Below are 20762 nucleotides of genomic sequence, written 5' to 3' on the forward strand. Positions count from 1 at the left end.
CCGCAGCACCGTACGACATCCGGATATTACGAACAGATTACGAGACCTACCGCTCTACAGGCAACAGGTCCACGATGGGGGCACCGCACCGCACCGCACCGCACCGCACCGCACGCATCGCACTCAACGAGGAGGCACGGCCGTGACCGATGCCGATCAGGTCCGCAACAGCGTCGTAGAAGAGGCGCTCGGCAAGCTGGATCTCGACACCAAGGCCCGCCTGCTGGCCGGCCAGGACATGTGGTCCCTGCCCGCCGTCCCCGAGATCGGGCTGCAGTCCCTGGTCATGTCCGACGGCCCCATCGGGGTGCGCGGTGTGCGCTGGACCGCCGACGACCCGTCCATCGCGCTGCCCTCCCCGACCGCGCTCGCCGCCGCCTGGGACCCCGCCCTCGCCCGCCGTGCCGGCCGGCTCCTCGCCCAGGAGGCCCGCCGCAAGGGCGTCCACGTGCTCCTCGCGCCCACCGTCAACCTGCACCGCTCCCCGCTCGGCGGCCGCCACTTCGAGTGCTACTCCGAGGACCCGTACCTCACCGGCGTGGTCGGCGCCGGGTACGTGAACGGCGTCCAGGACGGCGGGGTCGGCACCACCGTCAAGCACTTCGTCGGCAACGACGCCGAGACCGAGCGGTTCACCGCGGACAGCGTCATCGCCCCGCGCCCGCTGCGCGAGCTGTACCTGGCACCCTTCGAGGCCATCGTCGCCAATGCCCACCCCTGGGGCATCATGACCGCGTACAACCAGGTCAACGGCACGACGATGACCGAGCACCGCTACCTGGTCAACGAAGTCCTGCGCGGCGAGTGGGGCTTCGACGGCTACAACGTCTCCGACTGGATGGCCGCCCGCTCCACCACCGGGGACATCGAGGGCGGCCTCGACGTGGCCATGCCCGGCCCGCAGACCGTCTACGGACCCGCCCTCGCCGAGGCCGTCCGGGGCGGCGAGGTCCCCGAGTCCGCCGTGGACGAGGCCGTGCGCAACGTGCTGCGCCTCGCCGCCCGCGTCGGCATCCTGGAGGGCGCCCCCGCCGTGGTCGCCGAGGCCCCCGCCCCGGTCGACGGCCAGGCGCTGGCCCGCGAGCTCGCGGCCCGCGGCTTCGTCCTCGTACGGAACGAGGGCGGCGCCCTGCCGCTCGCCGCCGCCGGCCGCACCGTCGCCCTGATCGGCGCCGCAGCCCGCGACGCCCGCGTCCTCGGCGGCGGCTCCGCCACCGTCTTTCCCGAGCGGATCGTCTCCCCGCTCGACGGCCTCACCGCCGCGCTCCCGGACGGCGCGCTGACCTACTCCGTCGGCGCCGACCCCTCGGACGAACTCGCCCCCGCCGACAAGGGCTTCGAGCTCCGCGCCGTCTGCCGCGACGCCTCCGGCGCCGTCCTCGGCGAGGGCAGCCTGCCCACCGGCCAGGTCCAGTGGATCGGCAACGACCTGCCCGCGGGCGCCACGTACGAGACCATGGCGAGCATCGAGGTCACCGGTGCCTTCCTGCCGCGCGAGAGCGGCGAGCACGCCTTCGGCACCCGGGGACTGGGCGCCTTCACCCTCGCCGTCGGGGGACGGACCCTCTGGGAGGGCGTCCAGGAGATGGGCAACGAGGCCGACCCCTTCGAGGCCTTCTTCGGCGCCCCCAGCGAACGCGCCCGGATCGACCTCACCGAGGGCGAGCCCGTCGAGGTCTCGCTGACCTTCCACGTCCCCGACATGACCGCGCTGCCGCTCAAGGCGATCATGTTCTCGCTGCTGCACCTCGGTCCGCGGCGCGACGCCGAGGAGCTCATCGCCGAGGCGGTGGCGGCCGCCCGCGCCGCCGACACCGCCGTCGTGGTCGTCGCCACCACCGACCGCGTGGAGTCCGAGGGCTTCGACCGCAAGGACCTCGACCTGCCGGGCCGTCAGGACGACCTGGTCCGCGCCGTCGCCGCCGCCAACCCGAACACCGTGGTCGTCGTCAACGCCGGCTCCCCGGTCGAGCTCCCGTGGCGCGAGGACGTCGCCGCCGTGCTGCTGACCTGGTTCCCCGGGCAGGAGGGCGGGGCCGCGCTGGCCGACGTACTCCTCGGGCACGCGGAGCCGGGCGGGCGGCTGCCCACCACCTGGCCCGCGCGGTTCGCGGACGCGCCCGTCACCGAGGTCGTGCCCACCGAGGGGCGCCTGGAGTACCGCGAGGGGCTGTTCATCGGCTACCGGGCGTACGAGGCCCGGTCCATCGCCCCCGCCTTCCCCTTCGGGCACGGCCTCGGGTACACCGACTGGGCGTACGAGTCCCTCGAGGTCACCGCCACCACGGCCCGGGTCCGCGTCACCAACACCGGCACCCGGCCCGGCCGCGAGGTCGTCCAGGTCTACCTGGCCCCCGTGGCCACTGCGTCCGACAGCGCGCAGAGCGCGACAGTGGAGCGCCCGGCCAGCTGGCTGGCCGGCTTCGCGGGCGTCGAGGCGGGCCCCGGCGAGAGCGTCGAGGCCGAGATCGCCCTGCCCGCCCGGGCCTTCGAGATCTGGGACGAGGAGGCCCGCGGCTGGCAGCGGATCGGCGGCACCTACGAGGTCCGCGCGAGCCACTCGCACGGCGACACACGGCTGACGGCCACGCTCGACCTCGGGTGACGCAGCGTCACGACACGCCGTAAGGACGAAATGGCCGGAAATAACCCCTGTCGCGTCCTCTGAAGCTGGACCGGAGGCGGGCCCTGACTCCCGCCTCCGGTCCGTCGCGTCAACGTGGCGGCTGCGCCGCCGTCACCTGTCGGTGCGCCAGTTCCGCCAGCCGCGCCTGCCCGTCCTTGCCCGGATGGAACCAGTCCCAACGGCTCAACTGGTCCGCCGAGAACGGGTACTGGAAGACCGCGCCGCCGTCGTAACGGCACAGCGCGTCCTTCGCGCACACCTCGCGGAGCACCTCGTTGTACTCGACCACCCGCGCCCGCACCTGCTCGCGCCGGGTCTTCGCACCCGAGCCCGCCGCCAGCGGATCGGCGAGCATCGACTGGCAGATGCCCAGGCTCCAGATCCTCCGCACCATCGGGTCGTCCTTGCCCTGCTCCCACAGCCGCTGGAGATCCGGGACGCTGGAGACGTACACCTGGGTGGAGGCGGACGAGGCCCGCAGCCCCGCGAGGGCCTCCTCGAAACCGGACCGGAACTCCGCCACCGGCGTCATCGACGAAGCCGTGGGCCGGCAGGCGTCGTTCGAGCCCACCATGACCGTGACCAGGTCAGGCTTGTGTGCGACCGCCTGGGACAGCTGCCCCGGCAGGTCCGCCATCCGCGAGCCGGTCACCGCGAGGTTCCAGCTGCGGGCGGGCGCCTCGGCCTCCCCCAGCAGTCGCGCGGCCAGCGAGCGGACCGTCGGATCGTTCCCGGTGGCCCAGGAGACCTCCGGGCAGTCGGCGAGGACCGAACAGGCGTCGAAACCACGGGTGATGGAGTCGCCGACGGCGGCGATCGAGGCGGGCGCCGTGTTCCAGCGCGGCCCGGCCTGCGCCCCGCGCTCGCCCTCGTCACCCGAGTCGCCCGGCCCGCACCCCGTCAGCGCCCCGGCCAGCAGGGCGACCGCCGCTCCCGCGCCCGCGAGCGTCCGGCGCGCGCGGCGGCGCGGAGCGGTGGTGCGCATCGGATGGTCCCCTCCTCGACACCCCCGCGTCGTTCGGGGGGTCCTGCTGAGTGAAAGCTCTGTGTTTACCGGCCTTGGAGCGACCGTACGTCACACCATGACCCCTGACGCACGGTAGCTTTTTCCCGTGGCGTTTCGGCCGCAGGTCCCGTAGCGCAATGTCAAATAATTTCCGTTACATTACATCACGTCACATACTGTCCGTTTTCTGGAGTTTATTCCCGACCTCGTCCCACACTGGAGGTCCCGGTGACGACACGTGGAGTTCTGTACGTGCATTCCGCACCGCGCGCGCTCTGCCCGCACGTGGAATGGGCTGTTGCGGGCGTGCTCGGGGTGCGGGTGAACCTCGACTGGATCAGGCAGCCCGCCTCCCCGGGCACCTGGAGAGCCGAGTTCTCCTGGCAGGCCGAGGCGGGCACCGCCTCGAAACTCGCCTCCGCGCTGCGCGGCTGGCACCTGCTGCGCTTCGAGGTGACCGCGGAACCCTGTCCGACCGCCGAGGGCGAGCGCTACAGCTCCACCCCGGAGCTCGGCATCTTCCACGCCGTCACCGGCATGCACGGCGACATCCTGATCCCCGAGGACCGGCTGCGCGCCGCCCTCGCCCGGTCCGGCCGAGGCGAGACCGACCTGGAGGCGGAGATCGCCAAGCTGCTCGGCAAACCCTGGGACGACGAACTGGAGCCCTTCCGCTACGCGGGCGAGGGCGCCCCGGTCCGCTGGCTCCACCAGGTGGTCTGACACACGCGAAGGGCCCCGCCCGGCAATTGCCGGGCGGGGCCCTTCGTACGTGCGTCAGACGGTACGGAACGCGAGCGTCACGTTGTGGCCGCCGAAGCCGAAGGAGTTGTTGATCGCGGAGATCGGGCCGTCGGCAGGCAGCTTGCGCGGCTCGCCGCGCACGATGTCCGCGTCGATGTCGTCGTCGAGGTCGTCGACGTTGATCGTCGGCGGGGCCAGCCGGTGGTAGAGCGCCAGCACGGTCGCGACGGTCTCGATGCCGCCCGCACCGCCCAGCAGGTGACCGGTCATCGACTTGGTCGCGGAGATCGCGATGTGGTCGAGGTCCTCGCCCAGCACCTTGCGCAGGGCCTTCAGCTCGGCCGTGTCACCCTGCGGGGTGGACGTGGCGTGCGCGTTCAGGTGGACCAGTTCGGCCTTGTCGAGCCCGGTGTTGTCGAGCAGGTTCTGCACCGCGGCCGCGACACCGCGGCCGGTCGGCTCCGGCTGCGCGATGTGGTGGCTGTCCGCGGACAGACCCTGGCCCAGCACCTCGCAGTAGACCCGGGCGCCGCGCGCGGCGGCGTGCTCGGCGGACTCCAGGACGACGACGCCCGCGCCCTCGCCCAGGACGAAGCCGTCACGGGCCTTGTCGTACGGGCGGGAAGCCTGCTCGGGGTTCTCGTTGTTCTTGGACATCGCCATCATGTTGGCGAACGCGGCGATCGGCAGCGGGTGGATCGCCGCCTCGGTGCCGCCCGCGACGACCACGTCGGCACGGCCGCTGCGGATCATCTCCATGGCGTAGCCGATGGCCTCGGCGCCGGACGCGCAGGCGCTGACCGGAGTGTGCACGCCCGCCTGGGCGTTGACCTCCAGGCCGACGTTGGCGGACGGGCCGTTCGGCATGAGCATCGGGACGGTGTGCGGGGAGACCCGGCGCACACCCTTCTCCTTCAGCACGTCGTACTGGTCGAGCAGGGTCGTCACGCCGCCGATGCCGGAGGCGATCACGGTGCCCAGGCGCTCGGGCGCGATGGGGCCGTCCTCACCGGCAGGGGCGGTGTAGCCGGCGTCGGCCCACGCCTCCCGGGCCGCGATGACGGCGAACTGCGCCGAGCGGTCGAGCTTGCGGGCCAGCGGCCGGGGCAGGACCTCGCTCGGGTCCACGGCGGCCGGTGCGGCGATGCGGACCGGGAGTTCGGCGAAGCGCTCGCCCTCCAGGGGCTTTACGCCGGAACGGCCGGCGAGCAGACCTTCCCAGGTCGAAGCGCTGTCGCCACCCAGCGGAGTGGTTGCGCCGATACCGGTGACGACCACGGTGCGATTGGTCGGGCTCACAGGAATTCTTTCTCCACGTCTCAGGGGGTGCTGAATTGTCACGGCGCCACCGCCAGGTGGCGACAAACGCTCGTCAGGCTCAGGCCTGGTGCTTCAGGATGTAGCTCGCGGCGTCGCCGACCGACTTGAGGTTCTTGACGTCCTCGTCCGGGATCTTGACGTCGAAGCGCTCTTCGGCGGCGACGACGACCTCGACCATGGAGAGGGAGTCGACGTCGAGGTCGTCGGTGAACGACTTCTCGATCTGGACGTCCTCGACGGGGATGCCGGCGATCTCGTTGACGATCTCCGCGAGACCGGCGACGATCTCTTCCTGGGTGGCGGCCATGTGGCGCTCCTTCTCTGGGTAACTGGGTAAAGCAGGATCGGAATGTGGTTCCCGGTCCTAGGGGAGGGTAACGACCGTCGCGGCGTAGACGAGTCCCGCCCCGAAGCCGATGACGAGCGCGGTGTCGCCGCTCTTCGCCGCTCCGGTCGCCAGGAGCCGCTCCATAGCGAGCGGGATCGAGGCGGCCGAGGTGTTGCCGGTGGTCTCCACGTCACGGGCGACCGTGACGTGCTCCGGCAGCTTCAGAGTCTTCACCATCGAGTCGATGATCCGCATGTTTGCCTGGTGCGGAATGAAGACGTCCAGGTCGTCCGCGGTGATCCCGGCGGCGTCGAGCGCCTGCTGGGCCACCTTGGCCATCTCGAAGACGGCCCAGCGGAAGACCGCCTGACCCTCCTGCGTGATGGCCGGAAACTTCTCGGCGCTGTCCTTGCTGCGGAACTCGTCCCACGGCACGGTCTGCTTGATGGTCTCGGACTTGTCGCCCTCCGAACCCCACACCGTGGGGCCGATGGCCGGCTCGTCCGAGGGGCCGACGACCACGGCACCGGCGCCGTCGCCGAACAGGAAGGCCGTCGCGCGGTCCTCCAGGTCGGTCAGGTCCGAGAGCCGCTCCACGCCGATGACGAGCACGTACTGGGCGGAACCTTCCACCACCAGGCCCTTGGCCAGGGTCAGGCCGTAGCCGAAACCGGCACAGCCCGCGGAGATGTCGAAGGCGGCGGGCTTGACCGCGCCGATCCGGTGCGCGATCTCCGTCGCGATGGCCGGGGTCTGCTTGAAGTGCGAGACCGTGGAGACGATCACCGCCCCGATCTGCTCGGGGGAGACACCGGCGTCGGCCAGCGCCTTTCCGGAAGCCTCCACCGACATCGCGGCGACGGTCTCCTGGGGCGAGGCCCAGTGCCGGGTCGCGATGCCGGAACGGGAGCGGATCCACTCGTCGGACGAGTCGATCGTCTCGAGGATGACCTCGTTGGGCACCACACGGGTCGGGCGGTAGCCGCCGACACCGAGAATGCGGGCGTAAGGGGAGCCCTTGGCCGGCTTGATCTTGGACATGCTGTGTGGGCTCCTTCTCTCAGACCGTCTGCTCGGCGACGAGCGCCGCGGCCTTGTCGAGATCGTCCGGGGTCTTCAGGGCCACGTTCGGTACGCCCTTCAGCGCACGCTTGGCCAGACCCGTCAGGGTGCCACCGGGGCAGAGCTCGATGATCCCCGTGACGCCCAGCTCGGCGAACGTCTCCATGCACAGGTCCCAGCGGACCGGGTTCGCGACCTGGCCGACCAGGCGGGCGACGACGTCGGCGCCCTTGGTGACGACAAGACCGTCCTTGTTCGAGACGTACTTCAGCGCCGGGTCCGCCGGAGAGAGGGCCTCGGCGGCCTTCTCCAGCGTGGCGACCGCGGGGGCCATGTGGTGCGTGTGGAAGGCGCCCGCGACCTTGAGGGCGACGACCTTCGTGGAGCCTTCGGGCTTCTCGGCCACCAGGGCGGCGATCTGCTCGGCGGTGCCGGCGGCCACGATCTGGCCCGCGCCGTTGATGTTGGCCGGGGTCAGCCCCATCTTCTCCAGGTGTGCGACGACCACGTCACGGTCACCGCCGAGGACCGCGGCCATGCCGGTCTCCGTGACGGTGGCGGCCTCGGCCATGCCCAGACCGCGCGTACGGACGAACGACAGCGCGTCGGCGTCGGACAGGACGCCGGCGTACGCGGCGGCGGTGATCTCACCGACGCTGTGGCCGGCGACGGCACCGAAGGCCGAACGGCCGGTGCCGTTGACGGTGAGCAGGGCATCTGCGGCCAGCAGACCCGCCGCGACCAGCAGCGGCTGCGCCACGGCCGTGTCGCGGATCTCGTCCGCGTCGGCCTTGGTGCCGTAGTGGGCAAGGTCGAGCCCGATGGCGTCCGACCAGGCGGCGACGCGGTCAGCGGCACCGGGAAGGTCGAGCCAGGGAGTCAGGAAGCCGGGCGTCTGAGCGCCTTGGCCGGGAGCGACGAGTACGAGCACCCTCACACTCTCTCTTGTGGATGGTCCCTGCCGCCCGTGGGGACAGGGACGAAGAACCGTCGGGGTAATTGTTGATGTCCGACAAAAGTCTAGGACTGGCTGTCGCCGTCGGCCAGACGCCCCAAAATCAGGGCGATCCGCAGCGTGAACGCCGAGCGGACATCAGAGGGTGACCAGCCGGTGACGTCGGTCACACGTCGCAGCCGGTAGCGCACCGTGTTCGGGTGCACGAACAGCATGCGGGCCGCCCCTTCGAGGCTGCTCGCCTGCTCCAGATAGACACTCAGCGTCTCCAGCAGCGCCGAGCCCGCCTCTTCCAGCGGTCTGTAGATCTCCTCCACCAACTGGTCCCGGGCGGCGGGATCCGAGGCGATCGCCCGCTCCGGCAGCAGATCGTCCGCCAGGACCGGGCGCGGGGCGTCCTGCCACGCCGTGCAGGCCTTCAGCCCGGCCGCCGCGGCCTGCGCCGACTTCGTCGCGTTCAGCAGGTCGGACACCACCGGGCCGGCCACCACCGGACCGGCCGCGAACGGTCCGATCAGGGACTTCGCCACCTGCATCGGGTTGTCGCTGCCGCCCGCGATGACGACCAGGCGGTCGCCGAGCACCCCGGTCAGGACCTGGAGCTTGTGGTGCCGGGCCGCCCGCCGGATCGCCTCGACCGTCAGTTCGCTGTCCCCCTCCGGCGCGGTGCCCAGCACCACGCACACGTGCTCCGGAGAGTTCCAGCCCAGCGCCGCCGCCCGCGAGAGCGCACCCTCGTCGGCCTCACCGGACAGCACCGCGTTGACGACCAGCGACTCCAGCCGCGCGTCCCACGCCCCGCGCGCCTCGGCGGCCTGCGCGTACACCTGGGCCGTCGCGAAGGCGATCTCCCGGGCGTACACGAGCAGCGCCTCGCGCAGGATCTGCTCGTCGCCCGGGGCCGCCACCTCCTCGATCGCCGTCTCCATGACCTCGATCGTGGTGCGGACCATCTCGACGGTCTGGCGCAGGGTGATCGCCCGGGTCAGCTCGCGCGGAGCCGTCCCGAACACGTCGGTGGAGATCGCCTGCGGGGTTTCCGGGTGCCGGAACCACTCCGTGAACGCGGCGATGCCGGCCTGGGCGACCAGGCCGATCCAGGACCGGTTCTCCGGGGGCATCGCCCGGTACCACGGCAGGGTCTCGTCCATGCGCGCGATCGCGTTGGCGGCGAGCCGGCCGGAGGACTTCTCCAGCCGGCGCAGCGTCGCGGTGTGCGGATGGGCGGGAGCGGGATGCGCGGCGTGTGTCGCGGGGGAATGCTCACGTTCGGGTTGGGGCACGTGACAAGACTGCCTTATCGGGACGGCTGCGCGGAGTCCGGTCCCATGCCCGCCGCGCACGCGGGGGCTACGGTGGCCTCCATGATTGATGTACGGCGCGGCTCCGACCGGTACGAGGGCGGGGAACCGGCCGCCGGGATCACCACCCGGCACGCCTTCTCCTTCGGGTCCTTCTACGACCCGGACAACCTGCGCTTCGGCCCGGTCCTGGCCTGCAACGAGGAGACCCTCGCCGCGGGCGCCGGATTCGACGAGCACCCGCACAGCCACACCGAGATCGTCACCTGGGTGGTCGAGGGCGAGCTCACCCACCGGGACGACACCGGCGAGGAGGGCCTGGTTCGGCCCGGCGACGTACAGCGGCTCAGCGCCGGATCCGGGGCGCGGCACGTGGAGCGCAACGACGGTGGCGGGCGGCTGCGCTTCGTGCAGACCTGGCTCGCGCCGCTCACCCCCGGCGGCGACCCCTCGTACGAGGTGATCCGGGGCATCGCCGACAGCACGCCCTACGCGGTCCCCGCGGCCGGAGCCGTGCTGCACGTCCGGCGGCCGGGCGCGGGCGAGCGGGTCCCCGTACCGGCGGCGGAGCGGGTGTACCTGCACGTGGTGCGCGGGGACCTGCGGCTGGACGGGCAGGAACTCGGCCCGGGGGACGCGGTCCGGATCACCGATGAGAAGGATCTGGAGATCGTCGCCGGGTCCCCGGGCGAGCTGCTGATCTGGGAACTGCCGGGTGAGTCCGCCCAGGGCTAAGCGGCCTCGGGGAAGTGGGGCACGTCTCCGCGCCGCCCGGCACGGCGCCTCGCCGCGTTGTCGCAGTACCCGAGTACGTCCAGTACTAGGGCACTGCTCCGCCTTGCGATGCACCGCACCGGACGACGCGGAAACGCACCCCACTTCCCCGAGGCCGCTTAGCGGAGCTCGGCGAGGACCGCGTCGGTGAACGGGGTCCAGGCCTCCACCGCCCACGGGCCGAACGCGCGGTCCGTCAGGGCCACGCACGCGGCGCGGGCGTCCGGGTCCACCCACAGGAAGGTGCCGGACTGGCCGAAGTGGCCGAAGGTGCGCGGGGAGGACGAAGCGCCCGTCCAGTGCGGGGACTTGCCGTCACGGATCTCCATGCCCAGCCCCCAGTCGTTGGGCGACTGGTGCCCGTAGCCCGGCAGGACGCCCTTGAGGCCGGGGTGCACGACGGAGGTGGCCGCCGCGACCGTGCGGACGTCGAGCAGCCGGGGCGCCTGGAGCTCGGCGGCGAACCGTACGAGGTCGGAGACGGTCGACACGCCGTCCTTGGCGGGCGAACCCTCCAGGGTGGTGGACGTCATGCCCAGCGGCTCGCACACCGCCTGGTGCAGGTACTCCGCGAAGGGGATCCCGGTGGCCTTGGCGATGTGGTCGCCGAGCACCTCGAAGCCGGCGTTCGAGTACAGCCGGCGCTGCCCGGGCGGGGCGCTCACCCGGTGCTCGTCGAAGGCCAGCCCGCTGGTGTGCGCGAGCAGGTGACGGACCGTCGACCCCTCGGGCCCGGCCGGCTCGTCCAGCTCGATCGCCCCCTCCTCGTACGCGACGAGGGCCGCGTACGCGGCGAGCGGCTTGGTGACCGAGGCCAGCGCGAAGCGGTGGCCGACGGGCCCGTGGGAGCCGGCCAGGCTGCCGTCGGCGCGCACGACGGCCGCCGCGGCCGTCTGCACCGGCCAGTTCTCGATGATCTGCAAGCTCTGCATGGCGTCGAGCCTACTTGCTTGGAGTGCACTCAAGGGTTTTAGCGTGTGGGCCATGAGTCTGACGCAGACGCGGTACACGATCAGCGAGGTCGAGGCCCGGACCGGTCTGACCCAGCACACGCTGCGCTGGTACGAGCGGATCGGCCTGATGCCTCACGTGGACCGCTCCCACTCGGGCCAGCGGCGGTTCAGCGACAAGGACCTCGACTGGCTGGCCTTCGTGGGCAAGCTGCGCGCCACCGGGATGTCGGTGGCGGACATGGTCCGGTACGCCGAACTGGTCCGCGAGGGCGACCACACCCTCGGCGAACGCCGCGAGCTGCTGGAGCGGACGCGCCGCGACGTACGGGCGCGGATCTCGGAGCTGACGGACGCGCTCGCCGTACTGGACTACAAGATCGATTTCTATGCGACGAACGCGGTCGCGGGGAAGGCGCAGTCATGACAGTCATTTCGGAGTATGACGGCTCCCCCATCGAGCAGGCCGAACTCGGCAAGGGCGGCCCGCTGGTCGGCGTCCAGGGCCTGGGCTGCATGGGCATGAGCGAGTTCTACGGGGACACCGACGAGGCGGCGGCCCGCGAGACCCTGGAGGCGGCGCTGGCCGCCGGGGTCACCCTCATCGACACCGCGGACGTCTACGGGCGGGGGCGCAACGAGGAGTTCCTCGCCCCCTTCGTGGCCGCGCACCGCGAAGAGATCACCCTGGCGACGAAGTTCGCCATAGAGCGCAGCGACGACCCGGGCTACCGCGGCGTCCGCAACGACCCGGCCTACGTCCGGCAGGCGGTGGAGGACAGCCTGCGCCGGCTCGGCGTGGACGTCATCGACCTGTACTACATGCACCGGCGCGACCCGGCCGTGCCGCTCGCCGAGTCGGTGGGCGCCATGGCGGAGCTGGTGCGGGAGGGCAAGGTGCGCCACCTCGGGCTCAGCGAGGTCACCGGCGCGGAACTGCGCGAGGCGCACGCCGTGCACCCCATCGCGGCGCTCCAGTCGGAGTGGTCGCTGTTCAGCCGGGACGTGGAGCGCAGTGCGGTGGGCGCGGCGGCCGAGCTGGGCGTGGCCTTCGTCCCGTACTCCCCGCTGGGCCGGGGTTTCCTGACGGGGGCCTTCACCGACGCGTCGACGGACCTGGCGGCCGAGGACTTCCGCCGCCAGCAGCCCCGGTTCACCGGCGACAACGCGAAGGCGAACGCCGCGCTGCTGGCCCCGGTCCGGGAGGTCGCCGAGGCGCACGGGGCGAGCCCGGCGCAGATCGCCCTGGCCTGGGTGCAGCAGCGGGCGCGGGTGCACGGGCTGACCGTGGTCCCGATCCCGGGCACCCGCAAGGCCACGCGGCTGCGGGAGAACGCGGCGGCGACGCGGATCACGCTGACGGCGGCGGAGCTGGAGCTGCTGGAGCCGATCGCGTCCCGGGTCGCGGGGGACCGCTACCCGGACATGACGTTCACCTCGGCGTCCCGCGAGGTCTGAGGGGACCTGAGCGGGGTCGGGGCTCAGGGCCGCTCCGCGGTGAACCGGTCCCGCAGGGTCACGTACTCCGCGTCCGTCAGCAGGCCCGCGCAGTGGAGCTCGCTCAGGTGCTCGAGCCGGTCGTCGGACGGCCGGGGCCGGGGGACGGCGGCGACCGGGGTGCGGCCGCGCAGGGCGGCCAGGACGGCCGCGGCGAACGGCAGCGACTCGTGCACCGCCCCGTACCCCATGCCGAAGACGGCCGCCGCGAGGTCGTGGCTCGGACGGGGGTCGGCCGCGGTGAGCCGGGGCTCCCGCAGCAGCAGCCGCAGGTGGCCGCCGGGGCCGTCCGGTGAGCTCCACTCCACGCCGGTGAGGGCGGCCAGCGGGTAACGCTGGTCGCCCGCCTTCCATTTGGTGCTGGTGGCGCCCGTACGGGACCAGTGGAAGGTGACCGCCGAGCCGTCGAAGGCCACGCGCGCGTCGTACGCCTTCAACTGGAGCGGCGGCTGCGGGACGTCGACCAGGAAGTGCGCGGCGGGCTCGGCGGCCTCCGGGCCGAGCCGGGAGCGCAGCGCGTCGGCGAAGGCGGCCGCGTACGGGGCCCGTTCGCCCGGCAGCACCAGCCGGTAGGGGTCGCAGGCCTCCTTCAACTGCCCGGCGGCGGCCTCCATCAGCGGATCCGCGCCCGGCCGCGGGACGGCACGCAGCACCACCGTGTCCCGCTTCCCGGCGCTCACGGTCACCCCGGACACCGCTTCCAGGGGGATCCGGCGCTCGCCGAGGGCATGGAAAAGTCTCGGCGCCCTCGGCGTTCTTATCCCCCGTGCGAAGCGGATGAGCACCGAGTCCGAGTCGAACTCCCAGACGGCATGGTTTCCGGCCAGTACGTCACCCATGTGCCACATGGTAAAGGGAGGCGCCCTCGCGCGTCCCCCTCGATGCGAGGCCCACTTTCCGGGCCTCTACGCGCGTCAGTCCCGCTCGGCGCCGGAAATACCGTCTCGGCAGGCGTCGTCCCCGGTCGCGCACACAACGGAACCGAATGCACCGGTTCCGATTTTGGCGAAGTTGTCCACCGAGTCGGTCCCTGGCGCGAAATAGCCGGTGTGGCTCTTGGCCGTGGCCGAGGACAGCAGCCGCGCGCCGAACTCCGGGGAGACCGGGTCGGCTCCGTGGCCCAGCCCGCCGACCTCCAGGTGCGGTACGTCCGCGATCCAGTCGCCCTCGTCCCGCGTGGCCCAGACCCGGGCCGAGGTGTGCAGTCCGGCGACGCTCGAAGCGCGCATCCCGGGGCTGCCCGCCACCACCACGTCCGTCACCCGGTCCGGCAGCTCGTGCGCGGCGACCCCGCACACCACCGATCCGTAGCTGTGGCAGAACAGCGCCACGCGGGAGTCCCCGGGCAGGGCGGTGGTCAGGGACTTCAGCCGGACGGCGCCGTCGAAGGCCATACGGCCGGTGGCGGCGTCCATGCCGACCCCGGTGGGCGCGTTGTACCCGGCCCAGGCGATGACCGCCGTCCGGCCGTCCGGGTCGGCCGCGCGCTGGGCGTCGTACAGGGACCGGGCCATGCCGACCGGGGCGGTGAAGCGGCGCTGCGTGCGCTCGAAGGTGACCACGTCGGTGTCGACGCCGGGGACGACCACCGAGACCCGGCGGGCCAGGTCGAGGTCGCCGAACACCTCGGCGACGAGGCCGCCGCCGGTGGGGTCGAAGGCGAGGATCTGCCGGCCGGGCTCGGTGAGCGAGGCGAAGCGGTGGGCACGACGGATGGCCGCGGCCCGGTCGGCCGGGGTCAGGGCGACGTCGCGGCTGCGGGCGTTCTCGACCTGGCCGGCCTGCTCCAGGCCGCGCTGGTTGGCCCGGTAGCGGGTGGCGGCGGGGGCCCCGTCGAGGTTGCCCACGACGAGGGGGTAGCCGTCGGCGAGCCGGGCCCGCTGGGCCCCGTCGAGCCCGTCGAAGAATCGGGCCACCGTCCGTGCGGGGGCGTCCGCGGGTGGCACCGGGCGGCCGCCGATGCGGGCCTGCGCCCAGGCGGCGAGGGCCGCGGCGCGCAGCGGGGTGCCGCCCTCGGGGCGGTGCACGGCCGTCCAGCCGGTGGTCGCCAGCATGACGAAGACCACCGCCAGCGCGAGCAGGGTGCGCAGGACGGCGGGGCGCGGGTCGGCGCCGTGGGCGGTGGGGAGGGCATGGCCGGACAGGTTCACTGGGACCAGCGTAGGAGACCTCTTCCGGCCGGGGCGCGCCGGGTGACGGGTCTCACGGCCGACCGGGTGCCGCCGCGCCGACGGCCGTTGATCAGCAGTCAGCCGTTCGCGACCCCGGCTCCGGCGGACGTACGGCGCCAGTTCCCGGCCAGGGCAGGGCCGATCTGGTCCAGACAGGCCTCGGTCATCCGCCGGATCGCGGCCACGCTGGTGTCCTCGCCCTGCCCCCAGAGCCGCCCGGTGACCCGCATCACACCCGAGAACGCGGCGACGGCCACGCGCGGGCGCGGGTCGCCGTCCACGTCCAGGCCCTCGCGGGCGGCGATCAGCCGGGAGATCCGCTCCTCCAGGCCGGTGCAGCGGCGCAGGTGCACGGCGAGCAGGGCCGGGGTGGACTCGATCAGCCGGTAGCTGCGCATGTAGAGGTCGACGGGGACCACATCGGAGAGGGCCTGCTCGAGGTGGTCCCAGGTGGCGAGCACCGCGCCGCGCATCGCCTCGAGCGGGCCCTCGGTGGCCGGCCGGGCCTGCAGTTCGGCGAAGAAGTGCGACTCGACCAGGTCCTGGACGGCGAACGCCACCTCCTCCTTGTTCGCGAAGTAGCGGAAGAAGGTCCGCTGCGACACGTGCACGGTGTCGGTGATCTCGTCGACGGTGGTGCGCTCGTACCCCTGGGAGACGAAGAGCAGCAGGGCGGCGCGCAGCAGCGCGTCCCGGGTGCGCCGCTTCTTGCGCTCGCGCAGTCCCGCCACCACCGGTGCGGCCGGTGCCGGCCGCTCGTCGGTCATCACGGGGGGCTCCTTTCTGACGCCGAGTGGGCGGTCAGGCTATCTGTGACCCACATGACAGCGGCCGTCCCGTTAAGCCGTTGGTGGGCCTCGGCGGCTGCCGGGCCGCGGTCATGGCCCCGCGGTCGGCAACTCGTTCGGGGACAACCGGCGGGCGGCGCCGCTGCCTCTGCCCCGCGGAGGCGTCAACTCCGCACCTACGACGGCCCCGCCGGACGGTTCCCGCCGGGCCGTCGCCTATCAGGGTGGAGCCGGCCGAGCCCCCTTCCCCCCGCCCGTATTCGCAGGTCAGCGTGGTGTCGACGGCGCTTCGGAACCCACTGCGGCGCCCTTCGTCCACAAGGAGTTGACCCGTCATGCGTACGTGTAACACCGCTCGCGTCACCGCCCTGGCCGCCGCCGTCCTGGCCGCCACCGCCCTCATCCCGAGCGCGGCCGGTTCCGCGCACGCCGCGGGCCCGGCGACCCTCGGGGCATGCGCCACCGGGCAGCTGTGCCTGTGGGCGAAACCGGAGTTCAAGGGCACCCGGTACACCCACGAACTGAGCACCCTGGACATCAACAGCTGCACCGCGCTGCCCGCCGGAACCAGCGCGCAGTCGCTCACCAACCGCACCGGGCGCCCGGTGACCACCTACCAGTCGGCCGTGTGCGCGGAGACCGGCGAGTTCCAGACCTATCCCGGGGACGGGGTCTGGCTACCCCAGTCCCCCTACCAGGTGAGGGCGTTCAAGGTGTGGGAGAACTAGGCCCCGCCACGGCCTCGCGCGGCGCCGGGGCGCCCGGCTGCCCGGCCTGCGGGTCACCCAGCCGGGCGACCTCGGCACGCAGCGCCCGTACCTCCGCGTGGAGTTCCTCGATGGCCGCCAGCTGGAGGCGCTCCGCCCGGTCGTCCCGCTCGAAGCGGGAGATGAACCAGGCGGCGATGTTCGCGGTCACCACACCGAGCAGGGCGATCCCCGACAGCATCAGGCCGACGGCCAGGACCCGGCCGAGGCCGGTGGTGGGGGAGTGGTCGCCGTACCCGACCGTCGTCATGGTGGTGAAGGACCACCACACCGCGTCGCCCAGGTTCTTGATGTTCCCGTCCGGGGCGTCCCGCTCCACGCTCAGCACCGCGAGGGAGCCGAACATCAGCAGCCCCACGACCGCTCCGGCCACATAGGTCGTCAGCCGGATCTGCGGAGCCATCCGGGCCCGCCGGCCCACCAGCAGCAGCGTCGACACAAGCCGCAGCAGCCGCAGGGGCTGCGCCAGCGGCAGCACCACGGCGCACAGGTCCAGCCAGTGCGTCCGTACGAAGTGCCGGCGGTCCGCCGCGAGACCCAGCCGGACCACGTAGTCGACGGCGAAGGCCCCCCACACCACCCACTCCGCGTACGTGCACGCCCGGTGCACCTGCGCGCTCGCGTCGGGGACGACGATCGGCACGGCGTACGCCACGGCGAAGCCCACGGCGAGGACGAGCAGCGGGGTCTGGCTCCGCCGCTCCCAGAGCAGCTGGCGGGAGGGTTGCTTCATGCCCAGCATCGTAAAGAACGCGTAAGGGGCGCTGGGACAGGTGTCCCGGCGCCCCTCACGGAAGGGTGACGGCTACGCGTCGCCGCCCGCCGCGCCCGGGTCCGCCGCCGCGACGTCCAGCAGCTGGTACCGGTCCACGGCCTGCTTCAGCACCGAACGGTCGATCCGGCCGGCCTTGGCGAGCTCGGTGAGCGTCGCCAGGACCACCGACTGGGCGTCGATGTGGAAGAAGCGCCGGGCCGCACCACGGGTGTCCGCGAAGCCGAAGCCGTCCGCGCCCAGCGAGGTGTACGGGCCGGGCACCCAGCGCGAGATCTGGTCCGGCACCGCCCGCATCCAGTCGGAGACCGCCACGAACGGACCCTCCGCACCCGACAGCTTCCGCGTCACGTACGGGACGCGCTGCTCCTCCTCCGGGTGGAGCAGGTTGTGCTCCTCCACCTCGACGGCCTCGCGGCGCAGCTCGTTCCAGGAGGTCGCCGACCAGACGTCCGCCTTGACGTTCCAGTCGGCCGCGAGGATCCGCTGCGCCTCCAGCGCCCACGGCACCGCCACGCCCGAGGCCATGATCTGCGCCCCGATGGTGCCGGACGTGCCCGCCGACACCCGGTGGATGCCCTTGAGGATCCCGTCCACGTCCACGTCCGCCGGCTCGGCCGGGTGCTGGATCGGCTCGTTGTAGACGGTCAGGTAGTAGAAGACGTCCTCCGCCTGCGGCCCGTACATGCGCCGCAGACCGTCCTTGACGATGTGCGCGATCTCGTAGCCGTAGGCCGGGTCGTACGCGACGCAGCCCGGGTTCGTCGACGCCAGCAGCTGGGAGTGACCGTCGGCGTGCTGGAGCCCCTCACCCGTCAGGGTGGTCCGGCCCGCGGTCGCGCCCAGCACGAAACCGCGCGCCAGCTGGTCGGCCATCTGCCAGAACTGGTCACCGGTGCGCTGGAAACCGAACATCGAGTAGAAGACGTAGACCGGGATCAGCGGCTCGCCGTGCGTGGCGTACGCCGAACCCGCGGCGATCAGCGAGGCCGTGCAGCCCGCCTCCGAGATGCCGTCGTGCAGCATCTGGCCGGTCGGCGACTCCTTGTACGCGAGCAGCAGGTCGCGGTCGACCGCCTCGTACTGCTGCCCCAGCGGGTTGTAGATCTTGGCGCTCGGGAAGAACGCGTCCATGCCGAAGGTGCGGTACTCGTCGGGCGCGATCAGCACGAAGCGCCGGCCGATCTCCTTGTCCCGCATCAGGTCCTTCAGGATGCGGACGAAGGCCATCGTGGTGGCGATCGACTGCTGGCCCGAGCCCTTCTTGGCCGCCGCGTATGTCGCGTCGCCCGGCAGCTGCAGCGGCTTGGCGCGCACCACACGGGTCGGCACGTAGCCGCCGAGCGCGCTGCGCTGGTCGTGCATGTACTGGATCTCGGGCGACTTCGGGCCCGGGTGGTAGTACGGCGGGGCGCCGCTCTCCAGCTGCGCGTCCGTGATCGGGATGTGCAGGCGGTCACGGAAGCGCTTGAGGTCGTCGACCGTCAGCTTCTTCATCTGGTGCGTCGCGTTGCGGCCCTCGAAGTTCGGGCCCAGCGTCCAGCCCTTGACCGTCTGGGCCAGGATCACCGTCGGCTGGCCCTTGTGGGCCTTGGCCGCCGCGTAGGCCGCGTAGACCTTCTTGTGGTCGTGCCCGCCGCGGCCCAGGTGCTGGATCTGATAGTCGGTCATGTTCTCGACCATCGCGCGCAGCCGCTGGTCGCCGCCGAAGAAGTGATCACGGATGTACGCGCCCGACTCGGTGGCGTACGTCTGGAACTGCCCGTCCGGGGTGGAGTTCATCTTGTTGACCAGGATGCCGTCGCGGTCCTGGGCCAGCAGCGGGTCCCAGGAGCGGTCCCAGATCAGCTTGATGACGTTCCAGCCGGCGCCGCGGAACTGCGACTCCAGCTCCTGGATGATCTTGCCGTTGCCGCGCACCGGGCCGTCGAGGCGCTGGAGGTTGCAGTTGACCACGAAGGTCAGGTTGTCCAGACCCTCGCGGGCGGCGATCGACAGCTGGCCGAGCGACTCCGGCTCGTCCATCTCGCCGTCGCCGAGATACGCCCAAACGTGGGACTTGGAGGTGTCCGCGATCCCGCGCGCCTCCATGTACCGGTTCATCCGGGCCTGGTAGATCGCACCGAGCGGGCCCAGGCCCATCGAAACGGTCGGGAACTCCCAGAAGTCCGGCATCAGCCGCGGGTGCGGGTAGCTCGAAAGGCCGTACGGGGCCTTCGACTTCTCCTGCCGGAACGCGTCGAGCTGCTGCTCGGAGAGCCGGTCCAGGAGATAGGCGCGCGCGTAGATACCGGGGGACGCGTGGCCCTGGAAGAAGATCTGGTCGCCGCCGTCGCCCTCGTCCTTGCCCCGGAAGAAGTGGTTGAAGCCCACGTCGTAGAGGGAGGCGGAGGAGGCGAAGGTCGCGATGTGGCCGCCGACCCCGATGCCCGGGCGCTGGGCGCGCGAGACCATGACGGCCGCGTTCCACCGGGTGGCGTTGAGGACCTTGCGCTCGATCTCCTCGTTTCCGGGGAAGAACGGCTCGTCCTTGGTGGCGATGGTGTTGACGTAGTCGGTGCTGCGCATCTCGGGCACGGCCACGCGCTTCTCGCGGGCCCGCTCGATCAGCCGCAGCATCAGATAGCGGGCGCGCTCACGGCCCCGCTCGTCGACCGCTGCGTCCAGGGAGTCGAGCCACTCCTGCGTCTCCTCCGGATCGAAGTCCGGGACCTGACTGGGCAGGCCGCCAATGATGATCGGATTGCGATCGGATGCGGAAACCACGCTGTTCCTTCGCTGTCGGGGGAGTCGTGCTGAAGCCGTATCTGGGGGGCGCCGCCTCCCATGGTCTTACGCTCGGCCGAGATCGTCATCTCTACCGCTGGGTAATCCCTGGAGTCGGCAGGAAGTCTGGGGTGGGCGATCCGAAGGCGGTCCGGCCAAATCGCAACCTTACGCCCAAGTCGGTCACACACCGCCAACAAAGTCGTAAGGACGTTCGTCCCTCAAGCGGGTAGGAAAGTCATCAAGCGTTGCCGATGATGCCGAATGGACCGCAATGGTGTGGGATGAGTCACCAGAGCCCCACACGGGGAGGCTGAAAGTTGCGGCGAGACGGCCGCAATCGTCACCGTTTCGACGGTCTCGGCGGCCGGGTACTTGCGCGATCCGCCGCGCCCGTGTGGACTACGTCCAATGCTGCGCGTACGCGCGCCGCCAGAAGACATTCACCGAACATGAGCAGGAGGCACCCCGTGAGCGCGACCGCGGACCACGCGGAGAACCTGGCCGCCCGGCTGGGTTTCCAGTCCGAACAGGTGGTCCAGGAGATCGGCTACGACGACGACGTCGATCAGGATTTCCGTGATGTCGTTGATGAGCTCGTCGGCGATCTCGTCGACGAGGACTACGACGACGTCGCGGACGCCGTTTTGCTGTGGTTCCGCGAGGACGACGGCGATCTGGCGGACGCACTGGTCGATGCCACCGAGCTGATCGAGGACGGCGCACTGATCCTGCTGCTGACCCCCAAGACGGGCCGCCCCGGCTACGTCGAGGCCAGCGACATCAAGGAAGCCGCGGAGACCGCCGGCCTCTCGCTGGCCAAGGGTCTTCCCGTAGGCAAGGAGTGGGCCGCCACCAAGCTGGTGACGCCCAAGACGGCCGTCAAGAAGCGCTAAGCCGCGCCTTCCGCTGCCGAGCGGACACATCGTGCACCC

19 protein-coding genes are annotated in these 20762 nt (G+C 71.8%); 7 read left to right on the forward strand and 12 right to left on the reverse strand.

Going from position 1 to position 20762, the window contains the following annotated elements:
* The first annotated feature begins 142 nt into the window (after positions 1-142).
* Complete coding sequence (locus JIW86_RS27115) at positions 143-2605, forward strand: beta-glucosidase family protein (protein WP_257556496.1); 2463 nt, start codon at positions 143-145, stop codon at positions 2603-2605.
* Between the two features lie 109 nt (positions 2606-2714).
* Here the strand turns inward: JIW86_RS27115 and JIW86_RS27120 are convergent, their stop codons facing one another.
* Positions 2715-3611: an SGNH/GDSL hydrolase family protein gene (locus JIW86_RS27120; RefSeq protein ID WP_257556497.1), complete on the reverse strand. Its 897-nt coding sequence runs from the start codon at positions 3609-3611 to the stop codon at positions 2715-2717.
* 249 nt (positions 3612-3860) lie between these two features.
* Between JIW86_RS27120 and JIW86_RS27125 the strand changes: the two genes are divergently transcribed.
* Positions 3861-4355: a DUF3145 domain-containing protein gene (locus tag JIW86_RS27125; RefSeq protein ID WP_069920163.1), complete on the forward strand. Its 495-nt coding sequence runs from the start codon at positions 3861-3863 to the stop codon at positions 4353-4355.
* A gap of 54 nt (positions 4356-4409) precedes the next feature.
* Here the strand turns inward: JIW86_RS27125 and JIW86_RS27130 are convergent, their stop codons facing one another.
* From JIW86_RS27130 to JIW86_RS27150, 5 genes are all read right to left on the reverse strand, one after another.
* A complete protein-coding gene (locus JIW86_RS27130; RefSeq protein WP_215140917.1) occupies positions 4410-5675 on the reverse strand; it encodes a beta-ketoacyl-[acyl-carrier-protein] synthase family protein in 1266 nt (421 codons plus the stop codon).
* A gap of 79 nt (positions 5676-5754) precedes the next feature.
* Positions 5755-6003, reverse strand: a complete 249-nt coding sequence (locus JIW86_RS27135) for an acyl carrier protein (protein ID WP_215140918.1) — start codon at positions 6001-6003, stop codon at positions 5755-5757.
* A gap of 57 nt (positions 6004-6060) precedes the next feature.
* A complete protein-coding gene (locus JIW86_RS27140) occupies positions 6061-7065 on the reverse strand; it encodes a ketoacyl-ACP synthase III (protein ID WP_215140919.1) in 1005 nt (334 codons plus the stop codon).
* Positions 7066-7084: 19 nt separating this feature from the next.
* The gene (locus JIW86_RS27145; protein WP_257556502.1) at positions 7085-8017 is read right to left on the reverse strand and encodes an ACP S-malonyltransferase; all 933 of its coding nucleotides are present in this window, start codon (positions 8015-8017) and stop codon (positions 7085-7087) included.
* Between the two features lie 89 nt (positions 8018-8106).
* Positions 8107-9324: a PucR family transcriptional regulator gene (locus JIW86_RS27150; RefSeq protein WP_215140921.1), complete on the reverse strand. Its 1218-nt coding sequence runs from the start codon at positions 9322-9324 to the stop codon at positions 8107-8109.
* Between the two features lie 81 nt (positions 9325-9405).
* Between JIW86_RS27150 and JIW86_RS27155 the strand changes: the two genes are divergently transcribed.
* On the forward strand, positions 9406-10077 hold the full coding sequence (locus JIW86_RS27155; RefSeq protein WP_215140922.1) for a pirin family protein: 672 nt from the start codon (positions 9406-9408) through the stop codon (positions 10075-10077).
* 158 nt (positions 10078-10235) lie between these two features.
* Here JIW86_RS27155 and JIW86_RS27160 read toward each other — a convergent pair whose 3' ends face one another.
* On the reverse strand, positions 10236-11048 hold the full coding sequence (locus JIW86_RS27160) for a serine hydrolase domain-containing protein (RefSeq protein ID WP_257556504.1): 813 nt from the start codon (positions 11046-11048) through the stop codon (positions 10236-10238).
* Positions 11049-11100: 52 nt separating this feature from the next.
* Here JIW86_RS27160 and JIW86_RS27165 point away from each other — a divergent pair, with 52 nt between their 5' ends.
* On the forward strand, positions 11101-11493 hold the full coding sequence (locus JIW86_RS27165) for a MerR family transcriptional regulator (RefSeq protein ID WP_251064184.1): 393 nt from the start codon (positions 11101-11103) through the stop codon (positions 11491-11493).
* Positions 11490-12524, forward strand: coding sequence for an aldo/keto reductase (locus JIW86_RS27170; RefSeq protein WP_257556505.1), 1035 nt, complete (start codon positions 11490-11492; stop codon positions 12522-12524). Before JIW86_RS27165 ends, JIW86_RS27170 begins: the two co-directional genes overlap by 4 nt.
* A gap of 23 nt (positions 12525-12547) precedes the next feature.
* Here JIW86_RS27170 and JIW86_RS27175 read toward each other — a convergent pair whose 3' ends face one another.
* The 3 genes from JIW86_RS27175 to JIW86_RS27185 all read right to left on the reverse strand — a co-directional run bounded on the left by JIW86_RS27175 (position 12548) and on the right by JIW86_RS27185 (position 15501).
* On the reverse strand, positions 12548-13402 hold the full coding sequence (locus JIW86_RS27175; protein WP_257556506.1) for a DUF4429 domain-containing protein: 855 nt from the start codon (positions 13400-13402) through the stop codon (positions 12548-12550).
* A 75-nt stretch (positions 13403-13477) separates the two neighbouring features.
* Positions 13478-14629, reverse strand: coding sequence for an alpha/beta hydrolase (locus tag JIW86_RS27180; RefSeq protein WP_416237692.1), 1152 nt, complete (start codon positions 14627-14629; stop codon positions 13478-13480).
* 182 nt (positions 14630-14811) lie between these two features.
* Positions 14812-15501 carry a TetR/AcrR family transcriptional regulator gene (locus tag JIW86_RS27185; protein WP_215140927.1) on the reverse strand — a complete coding sequence of 230 codons (690 nt, stop codon included), beginning with the start codon at positions 15499-15501 and terminating at the stop codon, positions 14812-14814.
* Positions 15502-15857: 356 nt separating this feature from the next.
* Between JIW86_RS27185 and JIW86_RS27190 the strand changes: the two genes are divergently transcribed.
* The gene (locus JIW86_RS27190) at positions 15858-16250 is read left to right on the forward strand and encodes a peptidase inhibitor family I36 protein (protein WP_257556507.1); all 393 of its coding nucleotides are present in this window, start codon (positions 15858-15860) and stop codon (positions 16248-16250) included.
* On the opposite strand, the gene JIW86_RS27195 is transcribed toward JIW86_RS27190, so the two are convergent.
* Both JIW86_RS27195 and aceE read right to left on the reverse strand, forming a co-directional pair.
* Entirely contained in the window at positions 16231-17022 is a 792-nt protein-coding gene (locus JIW86_RS27195) for a potassium channel family protein (RefSeq protein WP_215140929.1), read from the reverse strand. The genes JIW86_RS27190 and JIW86_RS27195 overlap by 20 nt on opposite strands.
* A 72-nt stretch (positions 17023-17094) precedes the next feature.
* Complete coding sequence (gene aceE, locus JIW86_RS27200; protein WP_215140930.1) at positions 17095-19827, reverse strand: pyruvate dehydrogenase (acetyl-transferring), homodimeric type; 2733 nt, start codon at positions 19825-19827, stop codon at positions 17095-17097.
* 470 nt (positions 19828-20297) lie between these two features.
* Here aceE and JIW86_RS27205 point away from each other — a divergent pair, with 470 nt between their 5' ends.
* The gene (locus JIW86_RS27205; RefSeq protein WP_215140931.1) at positions 20298-20723 is read left to right on the forward strand and encodes a DUF3052 domain-containing protein; all 426 of its coding nucleotides are present in this window, start codon (positions 20298-20300) and stop codon (positions 20721-20723) included.
* Positions 20724-20762 lie beyond the last annotated feature (39 nt).

The organism is Streptomyces sp. NBC_00162 (assembly GCF_024611995.1).
In the GTDB taxonomy this organism is placed as follows: Bacteria; Actinomycetota; Actinomycetes; order Streptomycetales; family Streptomycetaceae; genus Streptomyces.

Coding starts and splice junctions, on each gene's coding strand:
- JIW86_RS27160 (WP_257556504.1), bottom strand. CDS start 11,048: ATGCAGAGCTTGCAGATCATCGAGAACTGGCCGGTGCAGACGGCCGCG.
- JIW86_RS27120 (WP_257556497.1), bottom strand. CDS start 3,611: ATGCGCACCACCGCTCCGCGCCGCCGCGCGCGCCGGACGCTCGCGGGC.
- JIW86_RS27185 (WP_215140927.1), bottom strand. CDS start 15,501: ATGACCGACGAGCGGCCGGCACCGGCCGCACCGGTGGTGGCGGGACTG.
- JIW86_RS27190 (WP_257556507.1), top strand. CDS start 15,858: ATGCGTACGTGTAACACCGCTCGCGTCACCGCCCTGGCCGCCGCCGTC.
- JIW86_RS27175 (WP_257556506.1), bottom strand. CDS start 13,402: ATGGGTGACGTACTGGCCGGAAACCATGCCGTCTGGGAGTTCGACTCG.
- JIW86_RS27170 (WP_257556505.1), top strand. CDS start 11,490: ATGACAGTCATTTCGGAGTATGACGGCTCCCCCATCGAGCAGGCCGAA.
- JIW86_RS27165 (WP_251064184.1), top strand. CDS start 11,101: ATGAGTCTGACGCAGACGCGGTACACGATCAGCGAGGTCGAGGCCCGG.
- JIW86_RS27135 (WP_215140918.1), bottom strand. CDS start 6,003: ATGGCCGCCACCCAGGAAGAGATCGTCGCCGGTCTCGCGGAGATCGTC.
- JIW86_RS27140 (WP_215140919.1), bottom strand. CDS start 7,065: ATGTCCAAGATCAAGCCGGCCAAGGGCTCCCCTTACGCCCGCATTCTC.
- JIW86_RS27155 (WP_215140922.1), top strand. CDS start 9,406: ATGATTGATGTACGGCGCGGCTCCGACCGGTACGAGGGCGGGGAACCG.
- JIW86_RS27195 (WP_215140929.1), bottom strand. CDS start 17,022: ATGAAGCAACCCTCCCGCCAGCTGCTCTGGGAGCGGCGGAGCCAGACC.